General features: G+C 36.3%; 22 protein-coding genes. 18 read left to right on the top strand and 4 right to left on the bottom strand.

Features of this window, described 5'->3' with window-relative positions:
- Positions 1–3: 3 nt before the first annotated feature.
- From trpB to ACIP9W_RS08225, 3 genes are all read left to right on the top strand, one after another.
- Positions 4–1,197: a tryptophan synthase subunit beta gene (gene trpB, locus ACIP9W_RS08215; protein WP_400788042.1), complete on the top strand. Its 1,194-nt coding sequence runs from the start codon at positions 4–6 to the stop codon at positions 1,195–1,197.
- Positions 1,190–1,969, top strand: coding sequence for a tryptophan synthase subunit alpha (gene trpA, locus ACIP9W_RS08220; protein WP_400788044.1), 780 nt, complete (start codon positions 1,190–1,192; stop codon positions 1,967–1,969). The genes trpB and trpA overlap by 8 nt, the downstream gene beginning before the upstream one ends.
- Before the next feature lie 191 nt (positions 1,970–2,160).
- Positions 2,161–3,135, top strand: coding sequence for an NAD(P)H-dependent flavin oxidoreductase (locus ACIP9W_RS08225; RefSeq protein WP_400788046.1), 975 nt, complete (start codon positions 2,161–2,163; stop codon positions 3,133–3,135).
- A 204-nt stretch (positions 3,136–3,339) separates the two neighbouring features.
- Here ACIP9W_RS08225 and ACIP9W_RS08230 read toward each other — a convergent pair whose 3' ends face one another.
- Positions 3,340–3,633, bottom strand: coding sequence for a DUF2277 domain-containing protein (locus ACIP9W_RS08230; protein ID WP_400788048.1), 294 nt, complete (start codon positions 3,631–3,633; stop codon positions 3,340–3,342).
- A 105-nt stretch (positions 3,634–3,738) separates the two neighbouring features.
- Between ACIP9W_RS08230 and ACIP9W_RS08235 the strand changes: the two genes are divergently transcribed.
- Positions 3,739–4,617, top strand: coding sequence for a GNAT family N-acetyltransferase (locus tag ACIP9W_RS08235; RefSeq protein ID WP_400788050.1), 879 nt, complete (start codon positions 3,739–3,741; stop codon positions 4,615–4,617).
- A 5-nt stretch (positions 4,618–4,622) separates the two neighbouring features.
- Here ACIP9W_RS08235 and ACIP9W_RS08240 read toward each other — a convergent pair whose 3' ends face one another.
- Entirely contained in the window at positions 4,623–4,838 is a 216-nt protein-coding gene (locus tag ACIP9W_RS08240) for a hypothetical protein (RefSeq protein WP_400788052.1), read from the bottom strand.
- Between the two features lie 268 nt (positions 4,839–5,106).
- On the opposite strand from ACIP9W_RS08240, the gene ACIP9W_RS08245 reads away from it, so the two are divergent.
- The 13 genes from ACIP9W_RS08245 to ACIP9W_RS08305 all read left to right on the top strand — a co-directional run bounded on the left by ACIP9W_RS08245 (position 5,107) and on the right by ACIP9W_RS08305 (position 18,188).
- Entirely contained in the window at positions 5,107–5,481 is a 375-nt protein-coding gene (locus ACIP9W_RS08245) for a cytochrome-c oxidase (protein ID WP_400788054.1), read from the top strand.
- A 158-nt stretch (positions 5,482–5,639) separates the two neighbouring features.
- The gene (locus ACIP9W_RS08250; RefSeq protein ID WP_400788056.1) at positions 5,640–6,524 is read left to right on the top strand and encodes an aminoglycoside phosphotransferase family protein; all 885 of its coding nucleotides are present in this window, start codon (positions 5,640–5,642) and stop codon (positions 6,522–6,524) included.
- A 266-nt stretch (positions 6,525–6,790) separates the two neighbouring features.
- The gene (locus ACIP9W_RS08255; RefSeq protein ID WP_400788058.1) at positions 6,791–7,354 is read left to right on the top strand and encodes a helix-turn-helix domain-containing protein; all 564 of its coding nucleotides are present in this window, start codon (positions 6,791–6,793) and stop codon (positions 7,352–7,354) included.
- Between the two features lie 273 nt (positions 7,355–7,627).
- A complete protein-coding gene (locus ACIP9W_RS08260; protein ID WP_400788209.1) occupies positions 7,628–8,863 on the top strand; it encodes a CynX/NimT family MFS transporter in 1,236 nt (411 codons plus the stop codon).
- Between the two features lie 112 nt (positions 8,864–8,975).
- On the top strand, positions 8,976–9,554 hold the full coding sequence (locus ACIP9W_RS08265) for a lysophospholipid acyltransferase family protein (RefSeq protein WP_400788060.1): 579 nt from the start codon (positions 8,976–8,978) through the stop codon (positions 9,552–9,554).
- A gap of 196 nt (positions 9,555–9,750) precedes the next feature.
- A complete protein-coding gene (locus ACIP9W_RS08270; RefSeq protein ID WP_400788062.1) occupies positions 9,751–10,545 on the top strand; it encodes a DUF4097 family beta strand repeat-containing protein in 795 nt (264 codons plus the stop codon).
- A 159-nt stretch (positions 10,546–10,704) separates the two neighbouring features.
- Positions 10,705–11,511 carry a YitT family protein gene (locus ACIP9W_RS08275; protein WP_400788065.1) on the top strand — a complete coding sequence of 269 codons (807 nt, stop codon included), beginning with the start codon at positions 10,705–10,707 and terminating at the stop codon, positions 11,509–11,511.
- Positions 11,512–12,161: 650 nt separating this feature from the next.
- Positions 12,162–12,614, top strand: a complete 453-nt coding sequence (locus ACIP9W_RS08280) for a YhfM domain-containing protein (protein WP_400788068.1) — start codon at positions 12,162–12,164, stop codon at positions 12,612–12,614.
- A 312-nt stretch (positions 12,615–12,926) separates the two neighbouring features.
- On the top strand, positions 12,927–13,829 hold the full coding sequence (locus tag ACIP9W_RS08285) for an aminoglycoside phosphotransferase family protein (protein ID WP_400788070.1): 903 nt from the start codon (positions 12,927–12,929) through the stop codon (positions 13,827–13,829).
- 157 nt (positions 13,830–13,986) lie between these two features.
- A complete protein-coding gene (locus ACIP9W_RS08290; RefSeq protein ID WP_400788072.1) occupies positions 13,987–15,597 on the top strand; it encodes a spore germination protein in 1,611 nt (536 codons plus the stop codon).
- Positions 15,598–15,619: 22 nt separating this feature from the next.
- A complete protein-coding gene (locus ACIP9W_RS08295; protein WP_400788074.1) occupies positions 15,620–16,810 on the top strand; it encodes a Ger(x)C family spore germination protein in 1,191 nt (396 codons plus the stop codon).
- Positions 16,811–16,812: 2 nt separating this feature from the next.
- Positions 16,813–17,037, top strand: coding sequence for a hypothetical protein (locus ACIP9W_RS08300; protein WP_400788076.1), 225 nt, complete (start codon positions 16,813–16,815; stop codon positions 17,035–17,037).
- Positions 17,038–17,075: 38 nt separating this feature from the next.
- Entirely contained in the window at positions 17,076–18,188 is a 1,113-nt protein-coding gene (locus ACIP9W_RS08305; protein ID WP_400788078.1) for a GerAB/ArcD/ProY family transporter, read from the top strand.
- Positions 18,189–18,246: 58 nt separating this feature from the next.
- Here the strand turns inward: ACIP9W_RS08305 and ACIP9W_RS08310 are convergent, their stop codons facing one another.
- Positions 18,247–18,666, bottom strand: a complete 420-nt coding sequence (locus ACIP9W_RS08310; protein WP_400788080.1) for a universal stress protein — start codon at positions 18,664–18,666, stop codon at positions 18,247–18,249.
- Between the two features lie 21 nt (positions 18,667–18,687).
- Positions 18,688–20,148 (bottom strand): SulP family inorganic anion transporter, encoded by a 1,461-nt coding sequence (locus ACIP9W_RS08315; protein WP_400788082.1) that lies wholly within the window; start codon positions 20,146–20,148, stop codon positions 18,688–18,690.
- Positions 20,149–20,473: 325 nt separating this feature from the next.
- Between ACIP9W_RS08315 and ACIP9W_RS08320 the strand changes: the two genes are divergently transcribed.
- Positions 20,474–21,418: a tyrosine recombinase XerC gene (locus tag ACIP9W_RS08320; protein ID WP_400788084.1), complete on the top strand. Its 945-nt coding sequence runs from the start codon at positions 20,474–20,476 to the stop codon at positions 21,416–21,418.
- Positions 21,419–21,652: the final 234 nt, after the last annotated feature.

The following is a 21,652-nucleotide window of genomic DNA, read 5'->3' on the forward strand; positions in this document are numbered from 1 at the left end:
CTAATGGTACAAACAACATCGAGTAGATATGGACGATTCGGGGGACAATTCGTTCCAGAAACATTAATGACTGCATTGATAGAATTAGAAACAGCTTATGAGAATGCTAGAATAGATCCCGCTTTTATAGAAGAAGTAAATTATTACTTAAAGGATTATGTTGGGCGTGAAACCCCACTTTATTTTGCGGAACGTTTAACTCGCCAAGTTGGTGGAGCAAAAATCTATTTAAAACGAGAAGATTTGAACCATACGGGAGCCCATAAAATTAATAACACGATCGGGCAAGCTTTGCTTGCAAAACGGATGGGTAAAAAGAAAATAGTAGCAGAAACTGGTGCAGGTCAGCACGGGGTGGCTACTGCAACTGTTTGCGCCTTATTTGATATGGAATGTGTCGTGTTTATGGGGAAAGAAGATGTTCGTAGACAGGAGCTAAACGTATTCCGAATGGAGCTTCTAGGTGCAAAAGTCGTGTCAGTCGATCAAGGTTCTGGAACACTAAAGGATGCTGTCAATGAAGCACTCCGATACTGGGTGTCAAATGTAGAAGACACGCATTATATACTTGGTTCTGCGCTTGGACCACATCCATTTCCAAAAATTGTGCGTGATTTCCAACGTGTTATTGGAGTGGAAACAAGAAAACAACTAATAGAAAAAGAAGGACGTTTACCGGATGCAGTTGTAGCTTGTGTGGGTGGCGGTAGTAATTCAATCGGTATGTTCCATCCTTTTATTGATGATGAAAAGGTTGCATTATATGGTGTTGAAGCTGCAGGAAGTGGAATTGAAACTGGAAAGCATGCTGCAGCAATTGCTGGTGGAAAAGAAGGCGTATTACATGGGGCGTATATGTATGTGTTACAAGATGACGATGGATTGATCAAAGAAGCGCATTCGATTTCTGCTGGACTTGATTATCCCGCTGTTGGACCAGAACATTCTTATTTGCATGATATAGGTCGAGCAACATTTACTTCTGTAACTGACAATGAGGCGCTTGAAGGACTACAATTGCTTGCAAAAACAGAAGGAATTATTCCAGCATTAGAAAGTGCACATGCTATTCACTATGCGGCAGGCTTGGCTAAAACCATGGAGGAAGACGAAATTGTTGTTATTTGTTTATCTGGCCGTGGAGACAAAGATGTGCATACTGTTCGCGAGGCGCTTGGAGGTGCTCAAAATGACTAAAACAACATTAACAAAAGCAATACAAACTCGAGTGAATCAAGGAGAAAAAGCGTTTATTCCTTATATTATGGGTGGAGACGGTTCGTTAACAGAGCAAATTTTATTCCTACAAGAAGCAGGGGCTACCGCAATCGAGGTTGGTATCCCGTTTTCTGATCCAGTGGCAGATGGTCCGACAATTCAACGAGCTGGGGAACGAGCACTTCGGAACGGAGTCACATTGCGAACTATTTTAGATGAGTTAACAGGAATTCGAGATGAGGTGAAGATTCCGTTAGTTATTATGACGTATATCAATCCTATCTTAAGCTATGGCATCGATGCATTTGCACAAGCTTGTGTTAAAAGTGGCGTTTATGGTTTGATCGTACCAGACGTACCATTGGAAGAAAACGAAATACTAAAAGATGCATTTCAAGAAACAGATGTATCGCTTGTTCCGCTTGTTTCGCTAACTAGCCCACCGGACCGTATCGAAAAGATTGTTGCTGCTGGGGAAGGTTTTATATATGCAGTTACTGTTAATGGGATTACGGGAGTTCGAGATGGATTTGATGACTATTTAGAAAAGCATTTGAATCAATTGAAAAGAATAAGTTCAGTTCCAGTACTTGCTGGGTTCGGAATTTCGACTCCGGAACAAGTAAAATCAGTTGGAGCTTTGGTAGATGGAGTTATTGTTGGAAGCGCGATTGTGGAGGCGTTTCATCAGAAAGAGTTGGAGAAAATCCGCGAACTAGTGGCTGCATCTAAGAAGAAAGTATTGAACTAAAGAAATGGTCCTTTGATATAAAGTCAAAGGGCCTTTTTGTTGTTTTAGTGCGTCCTGTGCTTCCTAAATTACTGGTATGCAAGACATCCTAAGTATGTTATATTCCTATTAATCTGAAAATTAAAACCAATGATGATAGAATATTTATGAAGCTATTAAATAAGAGTGTTTATTGAATGGAGGAACAACAAATGTCAAAAATGCCGTCAGTACTTCAGAATCTACGTCTCCCTGTAATCGGAGCACCACTATTTATTATTAGTAACCCAAAGCTAGTAATCGAGCAATGCAAGGCAGGGATTGTTGGATCAATGCCCGCCCTTAACGCGAGACCCGCTTCCTTGCTGGATGAATGGTTGGCAGAAATAACAGAGGAATTAGCAGCTTATAACGCGAAAAATCCTGATCGTCCAGCTGCACCGTTTGCAATCAATCAAATTGTTCACAAGTCGAATGACCGCTTAGAACATGATATGGAATTGTGCGTGAAGTACAAGGTTCCCATCATTATTTCATCGTTAGGCGCTCGTGAAGAGATATTCGCAGCTGCACATAGCTATGGAGGAATTGCTTTGCACGACGTGATTAATAACACGTTCGCGCACAAGGCAATCGATAAAGGTGCAGACGGCATAATTGCAGTTGCTGCAGGAGCTGGCGGTCACGCTGGAGTAAAGAGTCCTTTTGCTTTAGTACAAGAAATACGACAGTGGTTCGATGGTCCGCTTGCTTTATCGGGTTCGATTGCTTCAGGAAGTTCTATCCTCGCAGCTCAAGCAATGGGAGCCGATTTCGCCTATATCGGCTCGCCGTTCATTGCAACAGATGAGGCCCGTGCATCTGAAAGCTATAAGCAAGCAATTGTTGAAGCAACCTCTGATGATATTGTGTATAGCAGTCTTTTCACAGGTGTACATGGGAATTATCTAAAGTCTTCTATTAAAGCAGCTGGATTAGACCCTGACAATCTTCCGGAGAGTGATCCATCTAAGATGAATTTTGGTGAAACGTCCGCAAAAGCTTGGAAAGATATTTGGGGGAGCGGCCAAGGTGTTGGCTCTATCCATGAAATTACTAGTGCAGCAAAATTCGTAGACAAACTGGATAAGGAATATTTAGAGGCAAGAGATAGACTGATTAACCTTAATGCAGTTGGGAAGATTTGAATAGGATAATAGATTAGCCTTAATATCATGAATAGCCACACTTTGATTGCAATCGTGTGGCTATATTTGTATGTGTGCAATGCATATAAGCGAAGTACCATATTTTGAATTACCAAAAAGCAATTCGTTTCTATTCCGATCAATTGAATAACGTCTGGGCATAAATAAAAAGAGAGCTAGACCCTATTGGGCAGCTCTTTCATATCACTTAGTAGATGATGAAACTTCTCCGGTACCAAATCTCTTTGCATTTCTCAGTCGTGCTTGTTCTGCTTGTATCTCTCGATCGCGTGGTTCTGCGCTCGTCTGTAGGGAGTCTAGCAAATTTCTCGTAATTATAGACACTTCCTCCACAGCTTTATGAAAACTTTCTTCATTGACTTTTGAAGGTTTATTAAATCCGGAAATCTTACGAACATATTGAAGGGAAGCTGCATAAATCTCATCATCTGTTGCGACTGGCTCAAAGTTAAAAAGTGTTTTTATATTGCGGCACATATGGTCCACCTCTATGAATGTATTTTATCTTGATTGTATCATATTGTTTCCTTCATCTATTATTTTTCAATACCAAAAACGTTTATGAAATGAGGTTTGTAAAGGATGAATATTAGAATAAGTCCCCTTAAAGATATTGAAATGCTTTCCCTTTTTTTAGAAGAAATGAATACAGTTCCGGAAAGTCATATCGGTTATTGTGGGGAAACGAAGGAGGAGATTGCCAATACGTTGAATCATGAATTTTCTGATGCAGATATCTCCCAATCTTTTGTAGTTGGTTGTGACGAGGAAAAACTGATTGGCGCTTTGGGGTTGGATATAGATAAGGAAAGCAAAAGTGCAGAAGTATGGGGACCTTTTATTAATAATGAAGGAGATTATCAACTTGCTGATAGTTTGTGGGAAAAAGCGAATGCATTATTAACTAGCGAAGTGAAAGAATTTTCATTTTTCGTAAATATAAAAAATGAGTTCGTTCAACAGTTTGCGATACATAAAAATGCTATAAATAAAGGAAATCATCTATTATTGAAAGCTTTCCGCAAAGATTTAGGTGTAGTTGATTTGGCACAGATAGAATCCTATGATTTAGCATATAAAGATTCATTTATGAGCCTTCATGAGGCAACTTTTCCAAATACATATTTTAACGCTTCGGAAATACTTGATCGATTAAGTGATCATAATCAGTTATTCGTAATAAATGATAATGAAGGAAGGATTAAAGGATACGTTTATGTCGAATCGAATCCCGAGCGTAAAGAAGGATCGATTGAATATATTGCTGTAGCAGCTGACTACCAAAAACAAGGAATTGGCACATTACTAATCCAAGCCGCTTTGTCCTATCTTTTTTCTTTCGATGAAATCGAAGAAATTTCTCTGAGTGTTGCAAAAGAGAATGATAAAGCCAACCGTTTATATAAAGTTGCAGGATTTAAGGAAGTGCATGAGCTAATTCATTATCGAATTAAGGAATAAAGCAGTTATAGTTTTTTAAGTGTTTTTTCTTCGTATTCCGTTTCATGTTTCGTATCTTGAATACTTTTCTTCTGTTTGATATCTGTTTTCGTGCCGGTCATCAAGTCGTCAAAAGGTGTGTATCGATTGGATGGAATCCGTTTCGTTTTAAACATCTTATAGCATACAAATAAGAATAAAAACAAATAGATGACAGCAAAAACTATACTCATATAACTCATATTACGCCCTCCTTTTATATACATTCTATGCAAGAGAGTGATTTACCTTTAATATAATAATCTTTTAACACAAGAGAAAAATATTTACCGGACACTATACTCGTTCAACTATTTATTGAATTTTTTAAGCAAGCTCTCTAATAGTGTATTCACTTTACCGGAACAGGACGGACAACCCCATTATTTTACAGACTTAGCATACTCCATTTCCTTTGTAAATAGAATATATAGAACTAATTATTCTATTATGAGAAAGGGGAAAGTAGGCATGGCTATCCGCTTTATCAAGATTTCGGTTGTTTATTTTGTGATTGGGGTTCTGTTAGGTCTGTACATGTCGATGGCGCACGATTATGCGTTGAAAGGTGTGCATGTACATGTCAATCTGATTGGTTGGGCATCTTTCGCATTTGCTGGGTTTGTTTATTATTTATTTCCAAGTACAAGTAGCAACGTATATGCCAAGCTTCATTTTTGGAGTGCCAATATCGGACTTCCATTAATGATGATTGCACTTACCGTCCTTATTTTAAACGGAGCAGCAATAGCAACTGTATTTACTGCGATCGGTGGGGTACTTGTTGTCTTTAGTGTGATAATGCTCGCTATCAATGTACTACAGAACGTTCGATCAGCTCGTTAAAAAATAGCATAAAAGGTCGATCTGTTGTTCTTACCAATAACGGATCGGCTTTTTTCTATGGAAAAAATACATTGTGAAATGTCTGAAAATAATGTAAAGTGAAATTCTTGTTATTAGATATTCTACAACTTTATAGTAAAAGAAATAGGGGGAGACTAATGGAAAAGCCGAATATACCATTTTTAGATAAGTGTACTATTTTTCAATTCATCGAAGAAGGGTTTTCAGATGATGAGAAATGGTGCGTTGACCATACCTATTTACTTCGCATTTCAGCGCATGGAGATGTACAGAAGTTAAAAAAACAAGCAGAAATCATTAATGAAGTGCATGCATTGGATAGCCATATACCATTTGTTCATGAAGTAGGAGTAGTGAATGAAAAAGCATATATGATACTAGATTACATAAATGGAGAGAATGGGGAAATCGCACTGCCGTTAAAAAGTGAAACAGAACAATATGAAATTGGAAGTCAGGTAGGTAAAACACTCCAGTTTCTGCACAGCGTTCATGCACCAGCTAGTCACCAAAACTGGGAAGAGACATGGCGGAACCGAGTAGAAAGACTAGCACCTCGCTTTTCTGAAATAGTGAAAGGAAATAGTCATTATGAATGTGTCCTACCTTTTATTCAGCAAAATTTGCATTTGTTAAAAAATCGACCTAGCTGCGTTCAGCATTATGATTTTCACCCAGGGAATATATTAGTAGAAGAAGGCCGATTTACTGGTTTAATAGATATGCAAAAAATTACCTATGCAGATCCAATTAATGAGTTTTACAAAATGGAATACTTTAATGTGCCTATTAGTACAGCCTATTCCAAAGGAGTATTAGACGGTTATCATGAACATCAACCAATTCCTCTTTCTTTTTGGAAACTACATCGTTTGTATGCAGCGATTCATATTGTCTCTGCTGAAGTATGGGGTCATGAAGTTGCAGCGAAACAAAGAGATAAGTTTCAACAGTACACTCGTTTTACATTAGATCAGTTCGAAGAATTTAGGTTACTTGTTCCGAAATGGTATAACAAATGAACAGACTGCTTACTTTATCCAATTGTGAGCAGTCTATTTTTATAGAGGCTAATCATTAGTAATGGGATTCCACAGTGATTTGTAGCCACTCCTTGTGCATTGTTGCTGTTGATTGGAAATGGGTTACTAGTAGAGAAGTCTCTTGGAATAAATATCCGTTATCTTTGCCAGTCCTCTTTGGGGCTGGCATTTCTATCTTTCAATCCGTATAATTTTCATTAGGTATTAAACTAAACGATTCGTAATTATCATAAGGGGGGATAAAAGTGGAGGCAGAAGATCCAAAGCAAGTTGTATTACAAGTTGGGAATGCTCTAAAAAAACTTCGTAAAGAAAAGCAATTGAGCCTCGAAGATTTATCGGAATTAACAGGCGTGAGCAAATTAACCCTTGGAAATATCGAACGTGGGGAAACAAATCCAACACTTGGTATGTTGTGGAAAATTTCAAAAGGTTTGTCGATACCTCTTATGGCATTGTTTGCAAGAGAAAGCAATGTCAATCTATCCAGGGCAGGTCAAGGGCTGAGGATCGCTGGGGATTTGAAAACTTGGATAATGGAGCCTATCTTTCAAAATGCCAGTAATGAAATTGAGATGTGTCGTACCTACTTACAACCGAACAGCACCTACCATCCAGAAAAACACCACCAGAATACGACTGAAATTGTTACAGTTATGTCGGGAAAGATTACAATTAGCGTGAATGAGGAATCCTATGAATTGAATGCGTATGATTCTATTAGTTTTCGCGCAGATAGTACACATTCCTATACAAACAATTCTAATGATGTGGTCGTTCTACATATTGTGTTGAAGTATGGGATTTAACTTCGTATCTCCCGCTAAATACACAAAATAACCCTTAATCATCCTGATGAGTGATGATTAAGGGTTATTTTGTGTAAACTATAATTCTTTTAAAAGGTTGAGTAGAATAATTTCAATAGATTTAGTTTATTATAGTTTACAATAACTAATTAAAGATATAGTATAATATATATAAGTGAAAAATATAATTCTACAGTATAAGAGGAAATTTCAAAAGAAGTTTACACTAATCAATGAATCAGCTGATTAGATGTAATTGAAGGAGGAAGCATGATGAATTTGCACAATCAATTTAGTCAAGATACAAAGTCTCCTTCTATAATTAGTAAACAATCAGCCCCTTTGCTAATTATTTTAGGAATTGTTTTTATAGCCGCTAATCTACGTGCACCTTTAACCTCGGTCGGTCCACTAGTAGGTCTTATTAGAGAGAATATGCACTTATCAAATACAGTAGCTGGAATGATTACCACATTACCATTACTCGCTTTTGCATTTTTTTCGCCTTTTGTACCTAAATTAGGTCGTAAATTCGGGGTTGAACTAATCATTCTGATTTCTGTCATCTTCCTCACTATCGGTATTATTTTACGTTCTTTATCGGGGACGGCTAATATATATATTGGAACCGCTATACTCGGATTCGCCATTTCTATTTGTAATGTACTACTACCGAGCCTTATAAAGCGAGAATTTCCGAAACGAATTGGTATGATGACAGGTGTTTATTCTATTTCGATGAACTTATGTGGGGCAATCGCTTCTGGTATTAGTGTTCCAATTGCACTTGGCTTAGGGTTCGGATGGCAGGGATCCTTAGGGGTTTGGGGGATTTTAAGCTTTGTATCCATATTGTTTTGGTTACCCCAAATGAAACATCGACATGTGCAAACATCAACAGCTCACACTCAAATAGCTCAAAAGAAAGTGAATTTATGGGGTTCTGCACTAGCTTGGCAAGTAACCTTGTTTATGGGTCTACAATCTTTGTTATTTTATGTACTTATTGCATGGTTACCTGAAATTCTAAAGGAACAAGGAATAAGTGCAGATCAATCTGGCTGGTTACTATCGACTATGCAGTTAGCTTTACTTCCATTTACCTTTATTATTCCGGTTATCGCTGGTCGTATGTCAAGTCAACGTTCATTAGTTATCTTGATGACCATTTTACTGTTAAGTGGCACACTTGGATTACTTTATGGGAGCATGAATTTGATTGTTTTATGGATAATTCTTTTAGGAATTGGCGGAGGATTTGCTTTTGGTTTAGCCATGATGTTTTTCGGCTTACGTACTAAGAACCCACATGAAGCTGCAGAATTGTCCGGTATGGCGCAATCGGTCGGTTATTTTCTTGCTGCTATTGGACCAACGTTGTTCGGTTTTCTACATGACACTACGAATAGCTGGACTACTCCACTTTTGTTATTGGTTGGAGCTTCTATACTGCTCTTTTTCTTTGGCCTTGGGGCTGCAAAAGATCGATATATAGGTTCTGCTCAATAAGTTGAAGTAAATGACTGAACTATACCAGGCCTTTTCCAGGTCTGGTATTTTTATTACTTCCCAAGTATAATTAGCACTAGATACTAAAACTAGATAATAAAAGGTGATGTCTATGTATAATTTTACATTATCGGTTGCAAAACTGGTGGTACGTTCATTTGGAAAAGTAGAAATGAAAAACGAGCATTTATTGCCAAAGGATGGCGGGTATATCGTCACTTGTACGCATAGAGGCTGGTTAGAAATTGTCATATTAGGAATGTGTGTACCAAAGCCGATTCATTTTATGGCAAAGAAAGAGCTTTTTGAAAACAAACTGATTGGGCGGTTTCTACGAAGCATAAATGCTTTTCCTGTCGACAGGGAAAACCCATCTCCTAGCAGTATTAAGCAACCAGTAAAGCTTTTAAGATCTGGTGAAGTAGTTGGCATATTCCCCAGTGGCACTAGAGCATCAGAAGGAGCACCTTTAAAAAGAGGTGCCGTAACAATTGGTAATTTATCGAAGGCCCCAATCATTCCTGCATTATATGTTGGTCCTAGGACATTAAAAGAGTTACGGAAAATGAAAAAAGCTACAATCATTTTTGGAGAACCTATATACATAAAAACAACCAGCAAAGAGGAGCTAGCTACATATACCGAGCTCTTAAATGAAAAAACTAATTTACTAGAAACACAAATTGGATAATGGAAGCTAACAAACATAGCCCAACCTTGAGCTTGAAGGGTATCTCTCTTACTTTGACTGAAAAATGCTTTTACATCTTTTGCAGTAGTAATACGCCTCAAGACTTAGACAAAGTCACTTCTCCAGACCATTTGAATATTTTCTATACACTATATAATAAGATGTATTAAGGAAATATTAAATGGGAGCTGACAAGATGAGTTTAAAAAAGATTGCAATTATATGTATATTTGTATTATTAGCTGGAGCAGCTATAAATATTATCTTAAATGTCACAGATACTTTCGTAAAAAAATCAGATGAAATTGTCATAGAAGAAACTAATTTTTCCAAGATTGAAGTTTTAGCAGACAATGCAGCTGTAGAATTATTACCATCGAAAGAAAATAAAACGATCGTATCGTTTTCAGGTAAGATGAAGAAAAAATTGAACTATCATTTAAGTGCGGATGTTAACGGTGATACATTAAATGTCGAATTAAAAGAAAAAGGTTGGCATTTTATCCAAATTGGATTTTCTTCATTAAACAATAAAATCACTATTCAAGTACCTGAAAAGGAATATAAAGAAATTAAAACAGAAATTGATAATGGTCAGATAATCATAAAAAATATGCTAGTTACTGAAGTGAATCTGGAATCTGATAACGGAAGAATAGATCTTCAAAATCTTGCTAGCGAAAATGTACGGGTTCAAACAGATAACGGGAAAATTGCCCTTAACAATGTAGAAGGCTCTATCAATGCAGAAACAGATAATGGCCAAATTTCATTAATTACAAACAACCTGGACCGAAAAATAACGTTAGAAACGAATAATGGACTTATTAGCATTCAGACTGGTCAGGAGCCGACTAATGCAACGATACTTGCTAAAACAGACAATGGTAGAATAAGCATTTTTGGTAAATCAGCAGAGAAAACGACGTTTGGAAAAGGAAAAAATATGATCTATTTAACCACTGATAACGGTATGATCACTGTCAAATAAGGTTATCAATTATTGGGGAACAACATTCATTGACGTGCATGATTTTCTTTGATAAATTTAATGTACTATCATTTAGAAGAGAATACTCTTGTATTTACAAGTAAGACTCGTCCTAATTGGGCGAGTTTTTTTCATCGAGTTGGAGGGGAACATAATAGAATGAAAAATTTAATAGTCATTGTGGGCTCTCTAATTATCGCATTTGCATTTAATTTATTTTTGGTGCCTCATGAAATACTAAGTAGTGGGGTAAGTGGAATAGCCATTTTACTTGGTTTAATCACTCCATTCGATACCGGGTTACTGAACTTCATCCTTAATTTGCCTTTACTAGTATTAGGTTATTTCAAGCTTGGGAAAAAAATTACGTTGAATACACTTGTTTGTGTAATCTCCTTATCCATTTTTTTATACTTCATACCTGCCCAATCCATTACAGATAATGTACTACTCTCTTCTATATTCGGTGGTATAATAGGCGGAATTGGAATTGGAGTAATTCTAAAATATTCAGGTACTTCAGGCGGAATGGACATTATTGCGATGATTATTTCTCGAAAAAGTAATATTCGTGTCGGTTTACTTTTAACTGGTATGAATGGGCTCATCGTACTCATCTCGGGAGCAGTATTTAACTGGGAAATCGCATTGTATACATTGTTATCCATTTACTTGACCGGTAAAATGGTGGATACAATTTACACAAACCACGAAAAGCTGACGATGCAAATCGTTACAACTTCCGGAGAAGAAATAAGGAAAGAACTACTTAGCTCCATCTACCGTGGAGTGACGATTACAGATGGGTATGGCGGTTTTACTTTAGAAAAGAAGCAGATTTTAATGATGGTAGTTACTCGTTATGAAACGATGCAGATAAAGCAAATTGTTCGTAAACATGATGAAAAAGCATTTATTAATATTTTTGAGACAGTAGAAGTAGATGGAGAATTTGCACGTAATTAAATAGTTCCAAATTAAAGAGCTTAACTTCCAATAATGGGAAGTTAAGCTTCTTTTTGTGGCTAGTCGATCAATTGGGGAAATGCGTTCTAGCCTACGAGGGGGGACTCAACTGGAACATATCTGGTTACTTGAAAATTTGAGTGGTATTTGTACAACATTCTATTCCAATTTCTCACTGCTTATAAAAAACAGCTCCTAACATTGGCGTTTTGATCAAGTAAACTTCCTATTTTAAGTATTAGTTGCTTTCACTAGTATTTTGGTTGCTCTCATGCTGATTTAGTTGCTTTCCGAATAGAATTGGTTGCTTTCAATGACTGTTGTTTGCTCTTAGCTATTTACTGGATATTAGTGCATCGTGGTTCTTCCCGATATGGGGATAGTGAGTTGTAGTTACCGACGTCCCACTACAAGTAAACTTGTTATTCTAAGAATTGATTGTTTTAATGAACAATCTGTTGCCCTTAGACATTTATTGGATTTACCCAGTCGAAAAACTGCTGCTCATTCTGCTTTTAACAAGTCGATAATTAATAATGGCTGTTTTCGTAAAGATTGTTGTTATTTAATATACTAATTTTTGAAACGTTAAGAGGACTTGCTTCGTCTAACCTGAATAATAAAGACAATACAATAGGAGGTTATCATTTATGAGTAAAATTATGTTTCTTGCATTGTCATTGGCTTTAACGTCTGTCATTCTTTTAGGTTGCCAATCAGAAGATCGCACTACAATAGACACAGATAAGACTAACACTGAACAGCAATCAGAAAATAACGGAAAATTGAAATTCGATGGAGAAATTACCAAGGTTAGCATTTCAAAATCAAAAGGAAGTAGTGCAACCATTTTTGAAGATGATGGCTCTATTGAAACTTTTAAAAGTATGATTTCAAGTGCTGTAAAAGAAAATGGTATAGCAGAAATGGCTAAACCAGAGTTTTATGTAGATGTTATCTATGAAAACGAAAACAAACAAAGTTTTTATTTATGGATAGGCGAAAAAGGTGAAAAAAGCACTTTGATGAAAACTGATGATACACACACCATTTATACGGTTTCAGAAGAAATGACTAACAAGTTAATTGATTTAATTGATTAGCAGTTGTAACCAAGACCTTGAATTGAGGTCTTTTCTAATACACTTCTTAGCATTTCAACCGTTGTATGACTGGACTTTTGGCAGGCTGAGATAAGCATTTGGCAATTTCCTTTGATTTGCGCTAGTGGCTGCAACTCCTGCCTGATGATGGGGAAAATTAAGTAGGTACCCATCTCGTGGCATTTCTTTTACGGAAATTTATTAGACTTCCTCTTAGTATGTAAGTATGTATCACCATAAAGACATTGTAGGTTACAAAAACATATTAGATAATAAGGGTAATGACAGTAACACATGGAGGGCTAATAGCAAATGAAATATCCTATACAATTCGTAAATAAAGTGATTGGTGCATTTGGTGAAGTAGGGGAAGAATGGCTAAATAATTTGGAGAGCACTATCCAACATTATTTAGAAAAATGGGATCTGCAACTGGAAGGGCCAGTTGATAACTTATCGTATAATTATGTCTTAAAAGTAATAGATGAGAATGGGAATAAAGCGATTTTAAAGCTTGGTGTTCCAAATTATGACTTTGAAAATGAAATTCGAACGCTTCAAGCATATGATGGAAAGGGATGTGCAAAGTTATTGATTGCAGATGCAAAGCATGGAGCTATGCTATTAGAATATTTACATCCCGGTAAGATGCTTAGTAAAGTGCATGATGAACAAACAGCAATCCAACATTTTGCGAAAGTTTGGACTTCTATACGTACCAGTGTTATGAAGAATGACAGTCATCCTGCTATCAGCGATTGGTTAGTCGCGTTTGATAGCTACTCAGAAAAAAATCCCGAAGAGGAGGGAGGAATTTCTCTGGACTTTATTCAACAGGCAAAGACATATTATAAGGACTTGGTTGATACTAGTAGAGGAAACGAGCTCTTGCATGGGGATTTACATCACGAAAATATTTTATACTCGGAGTCAAAAGGTTGGATGGCAATCGATCCGAAAGGGGTAATAGGGGATTCTTATTTTGATGTTATCTCGTTTTTAATCAACCAACTATTTCATCATGACAACCCAAAAACAGTATTAAAAAATCGTGTGGAAATGCTTTGTGAAGAACTCCAATTAGAAAAGGCTAGATTACTTAAAGCCGCGATAGTTATGGCTACTCTTTATGCCTGTTGGGGTGTGGAGGACAAAGATCCTGACTGGGCGGATGCTTACACATGTGCACAATGGTTTAAAGAATTTCTTTTATAAAAAAAGAAACGATTATATTTACACTTGTAATGCCAAGAGCTTTATTGTCTCTTGGTATTTTTTATTGCTTTGTAATGTCCACTCAACGAATAAACGTAGGATGATATGGAAAAGCTTTCTTATAACATGCAAAATAAAATTGGTAAAGAGGGATAAAATGGGTTTTTTTTATGAGAGAAAAAATGATCAGTCAAAGCCCACTACTCCTTCGGAAAATCAGTCTCAATCGAAGGAGTCCAATGATAAACAAATATTAACAACTAACCTTCAGGATAATATAAAAACCGTAAAGGATACGTTAGGCGATAGTACGGATATTGTAATTCGAGAGATTCGAATTGGTAATAATGGAGTTCTTAAAGCTGCAATAGTGTATACAGACGGTTTAAGCGATGGACCTTCTATACAAAATTTTATAATGGAATCATTAATGCTAGACATTAAAGAAACAGAAATAGAAAGCGAGCTAACTCCTAATCCAAACCTTATAAACACTATAAAAGATTATGCGCTAACCATGGGCGAAATAAAAGATGTTACTGATTTTGAAGAGCTTTTTACCTCACTCTTATCAGGGGATGTAATTTTTTTAATCGATGGGTATGCAAATGGGTTAACAATTGGCAATAAACATTGGGTTGAACGAGGAGTTACAGAAAGCACCACCCAGACAGTAATAAGAGGGCCAAGGGAAGCTTTCTCTGAAAATATACGTATTAATACCGCTTTAATAAGAAGGAAAATAAAAGACCCAAAACTTTGGATGGAAAGTAGAGAGATTGGAAAACGAACAAAAACGAATGTTGCAGTCATGTATATTAGCGGTATCGCAAATGACAAAATAGTCGAAGAACTTCGTTTACGACTAGATCGGATTGATATAGATGGAATTCTTGAAAGCGGCAATATAGAAGAGTTAATCCAAGATGCACAAATGTCCACGTTTCCAACTGTCTATAATACAGAGCGTCCAGATGTAGTAGCTTCAGCTTTATTAGAAGGAAGAATTGCCATTTTAATCGATGGTACACCTTTTGTATTACTCGTTCCTGCTTTATTTGTTCAATTTTTTCAATCTTCGGAGGACTATTACCAGCGCGCGGATCTAACTAGTCTTGTTCGTATCCTTCGTTTTTTTTCATTTGGAATTTCTTTACTTGCTCCAGCTTTGTTTGTAGCCGCAACTACTTTTCATCATGAAATGATACCGACCGCACTCCTTATTAATCTGGCAGCACAACGAGAGAGCGTCCCATTTCCTGCATTTATAGAGGCGCTCATCATGGAAATTACGTTTGAAATTTTACGTGAAGCAGGCTTAAGAATGCCCAGAGCAATCGGTTCAGCCATGTCTATTGTAGGGGCATTCGTTATAGGGACTGCAGCGGTAGAAGCAGGCATGATTTCCGCTGCAATGGTTATTGTTGTTTCTATAACAGCTATCGCTAGTTTCGTTTCTCCCACTTATGACATGGCGATGTCTGTTAGAATATTGCGCTTCGGATTTATGGGCCTTGCAGCTACTTTTGGGTTATTTGGCATCACAGTAGGTCTAATTGCCCTGATTTTGCATTTATGTAGTTTACGGTCATTTGGCATTCCATATATGGCTCCAATCGCTCCTTTTAATATGGAAGGACAAAAGGATACATTTATACGATTACCAATTTGGAAAATGCTGACTCGCCCACGTTTAATCAGTCAACAAAATAGAAATAGACAGCAAGATCCAACTTCCGCAAAACCAGGTCCGGAAAAGGATCAATGAGAGATGGCAAGGGGATTAGTGTATGAAAAAAGGCATCGTTATATTACTGGTTCTTTGCATCTTTCTAACTGGTTGTTGGAATCGAAGGGAGTTAAACGAGCTGGCAATCACTCTTGCCATAGGGATTGATAAATCAGATGATGAATACCTTGTTTCTGCTCAGGTTGTTGTACCTTCCGAAGTATCATTGGCTGGAGGAAAGGTAGGTTCACCAGTAACCCTCGTCCAAGCAAGAGGTGAAACTGTATATGAAGCTTTTCGAAAAATGACAAAGAGCTCACCTAGAAAAATTTATCCAGGACATCTTCGAATGCTTGTGCTAGGTGAGTCATTAGCTGAAGAAGGAATTGGCGATCCTTTAGATCTAATATCAAGGGATTGGGAATTTCGATCAGATTTCTTTGTAGTAATAGCTAGAGATTCGACAGCTGAAGAAATATTAAATATTCAAACCCCAATAGAAACCATACCAGCCAACAAATTGTTTAACACGCTTAAAATATCCGAAGAAAACTGGTCGGCTACAGCTGGAGTGAGAATAGATGAGTTAGTAGTAGATCTTAGAAGCGATGGAAAAGAAGCTGTGTTAACAGGGATTCTAGCTATAGGAAATAAGGAAATAGGATCGAGCAAAGAAAATTTGGAAACCATTATGCCTTATGCCGAACTTCAATATGATGATATAGCAGTGTTTAAAAAAGATAAACTAGTGGGATGGCTAACAGAAAATGAAAGCAGAGGCTATAATGGCATCAGAAATGAAGTAAAAAGTACGGTGGCAACAATATCTTGCCCTAAGGAAGGAAAAGCTAATTTAGAAGTTCTACGTTTCAAAACAAAACTTAAAGGCAAAGTGAAAAATGGAAGTCCGGAAGTAGATATTAATATGCACATAGATGCAAATGTTGGTGAGATAGAATGTCCAATCGATATTAGTAAGCCTGAATCCATTAAAGCTTTAGAGAAAATATACGAGAAAGAAGTGGAAGAGACAGTTAGACAGTCTATTACCAGCGTACAAAAAAAATTCGAAACAGATATTTTTGGATTTGGTGATGCTATTCATCGGTCTAATCCAAAAGAATGGAAAAAGTTGAAACATCAATGGGATGAACATTTTACTAATATGAAAGCTAATATTAAAGTAGACGTAAAGATTTTGAGAACTGGTACAGTCAATAATTCCATTACTGAAAAGGAAAAGGACAACTAATTATGCTTAAAAGCTTTGGAATACTATTAGTAGCAGCTGTTATTGTATATCTCGAAGTCCCATCTCTGGTGAAAAAAAAGCAAAAAAAAGAGCTGATTGTATTTTCAGTGCTACTTGCGATTGGAGTAGGTCTTGGTGTTTTACATAGTTTTGGTAAACCTATTCCGAACCCAACACAACTTTTAACTTTTATTTTCAAGCCATTGCATCATCTCCTATCCCGTTAAGAAAATTAGATTAAAAAGTGAGGTGGAAAAATAATATAATGCCAAAAGTAAAAATAAATTCGTATCAATTCTTAGTTTTAGTTACATTATTTACGATTGGTACGAGCATATTACTTGGTCCCTCTCCTTTAGCAGCAGAAGCTAAGCAAGACGCTTGGATTGCCGCCTTACTTGGTACGGGTATTGGATTATTAATTGTATGGCTATTTACCATAATAGGTTTTTGGTTTCCTGACCTCACTTATATTCAACTGAATGAAATTCTTTTTGGAAAATGGATAGGTAAAGCCTTATCTTTTTTATTTATATGCATGATGCTTTTATATACTACTACTCTTTTGTATCATTCCGGTTCTTTCCTTACGACGCATATGATACCGAATACGCCGATGGTAGCAACAAATATTCTAATGGCTGCAATATTAATAATGGCGGTTCGGCTTGGGCTTGAGACGATTGCTCGTTCTGCAGAAATATTTTTTGTTGTTTTTTTCCTCCTATTTTTTTTCTTAGTCATTTTCATATCACGTGAAATCGAATTTGAAAATCTTGAGCCGATATTTGAGGGAAACATAAAAACGATTGCTGAATCTTCCTTAATACTAGTCATTGTCTCTGCTGTCAATGCAGTTAGTTTATTGATGATTTTCCCGGCTTTTATCAACGAACCTAAAAAAGCTAAAAAATCATTTATCCTTGGAAGTTTAATAGGTGGATTAGTTGTTAGCATCATCACTATTTTGTGCATTTTTGTGTTAGGTTCTGACACAACCGCAAGACAAATTTATCCAAGCTATGGCTTGGCTAAAAGGATTAACATCGGGGATTTTGTGACTCGCATAGAGGCATTTATGGCTGCACTTTGGATAATCGGTCTTTATACTAAGATGGTTCTCTATTTTTACGCAAGCGTGTATGGATTGGCGCAAATTTTAAATTTGAAAGATTATCGACCTTTAACTTATCCGTTAGGAATGATCGTTGTCGTTTTATCACTTGTTATTTTTCCGAATGTTGTCTACCAACAAGAATTCGAGCGGATCACAGGACTTTATTTCTCGGTTTCCATTGGACTTCTTATACCTCTTATAATGGTAGTTGTATATGCTATAAGAAAAAAACAATTGAAAAAAGAAATTGATTCTTCTTAATTTAATCCTATTGATTAAAAAAACCCTGCCGTTTTTTAGGCAGGGTACATTATTGTGCTTATTTCACTATTAACACAGGACAATTGGCTCTTTTGACTACTTTATGGCTCACGCTTCCAAGTACCATCTCCTGCAATCCATTTAATCCTCTTGAACCAATCACAACTAATTCAAAAGAGTTATCATTTGCGTACTTAATAATGGTTGGGCCGGGTTCACCTCGTAAAATATTCGTCGTGTATGAAATATTTTGAGCATGTAATAGTTCTTGCACTGGAAGTATTTTTTGACGGCGTGAAAGATCGAGTTCTTCTTTACCTTGCGCATGCAATATTTCCTTCTTTGATTTGGAGAAATCTGCTACGTATACAATATCAACTTTACATTCAGAATTCATTGAAGCTATCTTTACAGCTTCAGTAGCTGCGCGAAGAGAGTTTTTTGATCCATCGACTGCTAACAAAATCTTTCCATACATACTAACACCTCCACGAATAGATTAATTAGAACTAGGGTTTGCTTTATTGTAAATAGCTAATTTTTGTACCATGCTTTCACTTTTCGAATCCAGTCCTTTGATGGTGACTGTATTTAGATGTTCACGATACTTTAAAACTACCTTATCAATTGCACCAACTGCTGAATCGTCCCAAACATGAGAGTGTGAGAAGTCGATGATAATTGATTTATTGTCCACATTAAAGTCAAAAGCATCTACAAAATCTTCCACAGAAGCGAAAAATAATTGACCTTCAATATCAAACTGAGTAGTACCGTTGCTTAGGTCTTTTTCTATTACTTTTATTTTGGCTATTTTGGCTACAAAAAAGACAGCACTTAAAATAACCCCTGCAATAACCCCTTTAGATAAGTCATGAGTTGCAACGACGATAATAACCGTAGTTAGCATGACAATTGCATCTGTTCGAGGAGCTTTTCGTAAGTACGTAAAAGAGGACCAATCAAATGTTCCGATACATACCATAATCATAATACCAACTAATACTGGCATTGGAATTTGGACTACAAGATCTCCTAATACAATGATTAAAAACATTAAAAGTAAACCTGCGACAAATGTGGAAAGTCTTCCGCGCCCGCCTGATTTAACATTAATCACCGATTGACCAATCATCGCACATCCAGCCATTCCTCCAAAGAAACCAGTTACGATATTAGCAATCCCCTGTCCTTTTGCTTCTTTATTCTTATTACTTTCGGTCCCAGTCATATCATCCACGATTGACGCAGTTAGTAAGGATTCTAATAAACCGACAATCGCTAGAGCAAGGGAGTAGGGGAATACGATAGCAAGTGTTTCAAAATTAAAAGGGATATTCGGAATAAAAAGTTCCGGTAAAGATTTCGTTATTCCTCCTAGATCACCAACCACTTTCATATCAATTCCAGCGTATATAGTAACCGCTGTAAGAACAATAATCGCAATAAGTGGAGCAGGTACAGATTGTACAAATCGAGGAAGCACGTACACAATGACTAATGTAATCCCTACAAAAACATATGTCATTGTAGACTCTCCTAGAATATGTGGTACTTGGGCTAAGAAAACTAGTATAGCCAATGCATTTACAAAGCCAATCATAACAGCCCGAGGAATAAATTTCATCAGCTTAGCTATTTTAAAAACACCAAATAGAATTTGAATCACACCTGTTAAAACAGTGGCTGCTAGTAAATAATCATGTCCATACTCTTTTACTAATGGAACCATTAATAGCGCCATTGCACCTGTTGCTGCAGAAATCATCGCTGGACGACCTCCGACGAATGCAATCGTAACAGCTATTAGGAACGAAGCATATAATCCAACCATCGGATCGACTCCAGCAATAATAGAGAAAGCAATTGCTTCTGGAATCAGTGCTAAGGCTACTACAGCTCCAGACAAGATGTCAGCTCTCACATTGGAGAACCATTCTCTCTTTATTTTTTCTAACACTAAAATGTTCACCTCATCTAACTTTCCATTCATTAATTTCGATAACCATCATATCAGTTTATCATTTTTTATTTTATAAATGAATATTTTTCGCTATTTAATTTACTTTTATCTTTTTTACTACGAGAGTGCAGTTACGGGTAATTACTCACAAAATAAAAGATAAAACGCTCTCAGAGCTAATTTGAAGCAACCTAGAATATGGAATTATTTTTCCTTTAAACGAGTTCATTTTACAATAAATCATTAAATTTCAATAAGGTTCCCAAATTCATATTTGGGAACCTTATTTTGTGATAAAATAGGAGAAGAAGAGGTGAAATAAGTGCCGAAAATTTTGAAGGATTTTTTAGTATATTTAACAACAATAAAAGGAAAATCGATTCGAACCAGAAAGGAATACGAATATGACATTATCTTGTTTCTTCGTTTTTTAAAAGCAATAGAAAATGATATAGATCCTACTAAAACGGAAGACATCGATTTAAAAGATTTAACTATCGAATTTATCCGTGAAATTTCATTAGAAGACATATATTTATTTTTGGAATTCTGTGAAGTACAAAGAGGAAATAGTGCAGCGACGCGAGCACGCAAAGCCGCAACGATTAAATCATTCTTCAAATATTTAAAGGGGAAAAGAAGATTAATAGAAGAAAATGTAGCCGACGAGTTAGAAACACCCAAAATCGGGAAGAAAAAGCCAATTTATATGAACCAAGAAGATGCGGAAGTTTTTATCAATGGTATTAAAAGAAATAATCATTACTATCGTAATTACGCGATGATAATGTTCTTTTTAAACCTAGGGCTCCGTGTATCTGAGTTATGTAGCTTAAACTTAAACTCGATCCAGGATAGGGTGTTGCATGTAATAGGGAAGGGAGATAAGGAACGTACAGTTTTCTTGAACAACGTATGCATTCAATCGCTTGAAGTCTATATGTTAAAGGAACGCAAATACATACAAGGAGCAAATAGCAACGAAGCATTATTCTTGTCACAAAAAGGGACGAGGTTAACTCGTCAAACAGTCGCCAAGATAGTAAAACAAATAAATGCTGACTCTGGTTTAAACAAAGAGAAATTAACTCCACATAAGCTAAGACATACTTCAGCGACGATTATGTATAAAAATGGAGCAGATATCCGTAGTTTGCAGCATATACTTGGCCATACCAGTGTTTCCACGACCCAAATTTATACGCATGTAGAAGATAAAGAAATACAACAGGTGATTGAAAATAATCCATTTAATCAATTAGGTTGAAATAATTGTATTATGTTAACTAAATGAAAAATAAACTATATTAATATTTAAAATAATGTTACAATTTAACGATATTGGATGCTATTTCACTGAGTAGTCTTTTAGAGAATTATTTTAGATTCATCTCTTAATAGAAAAGATAACGGAGCCGCAGTTACTATTTTTGGTAATGAAGAACAAGAAAATGCTTAATTTATGGATTGTAGAACGTTTGTTCTATTAGTTGGGCGACTC

The sequence above is a fragment of the Psychrobacillus sp. NPDC093180 genome, assembly GCF_044754065.1.
In the GTDB taxonomy this organism is placed as follows: domain Bacteria; phylum Bacillota; class Bacilli; order Bacillales_A; family Planococcaceae; genus Psychrobacillus.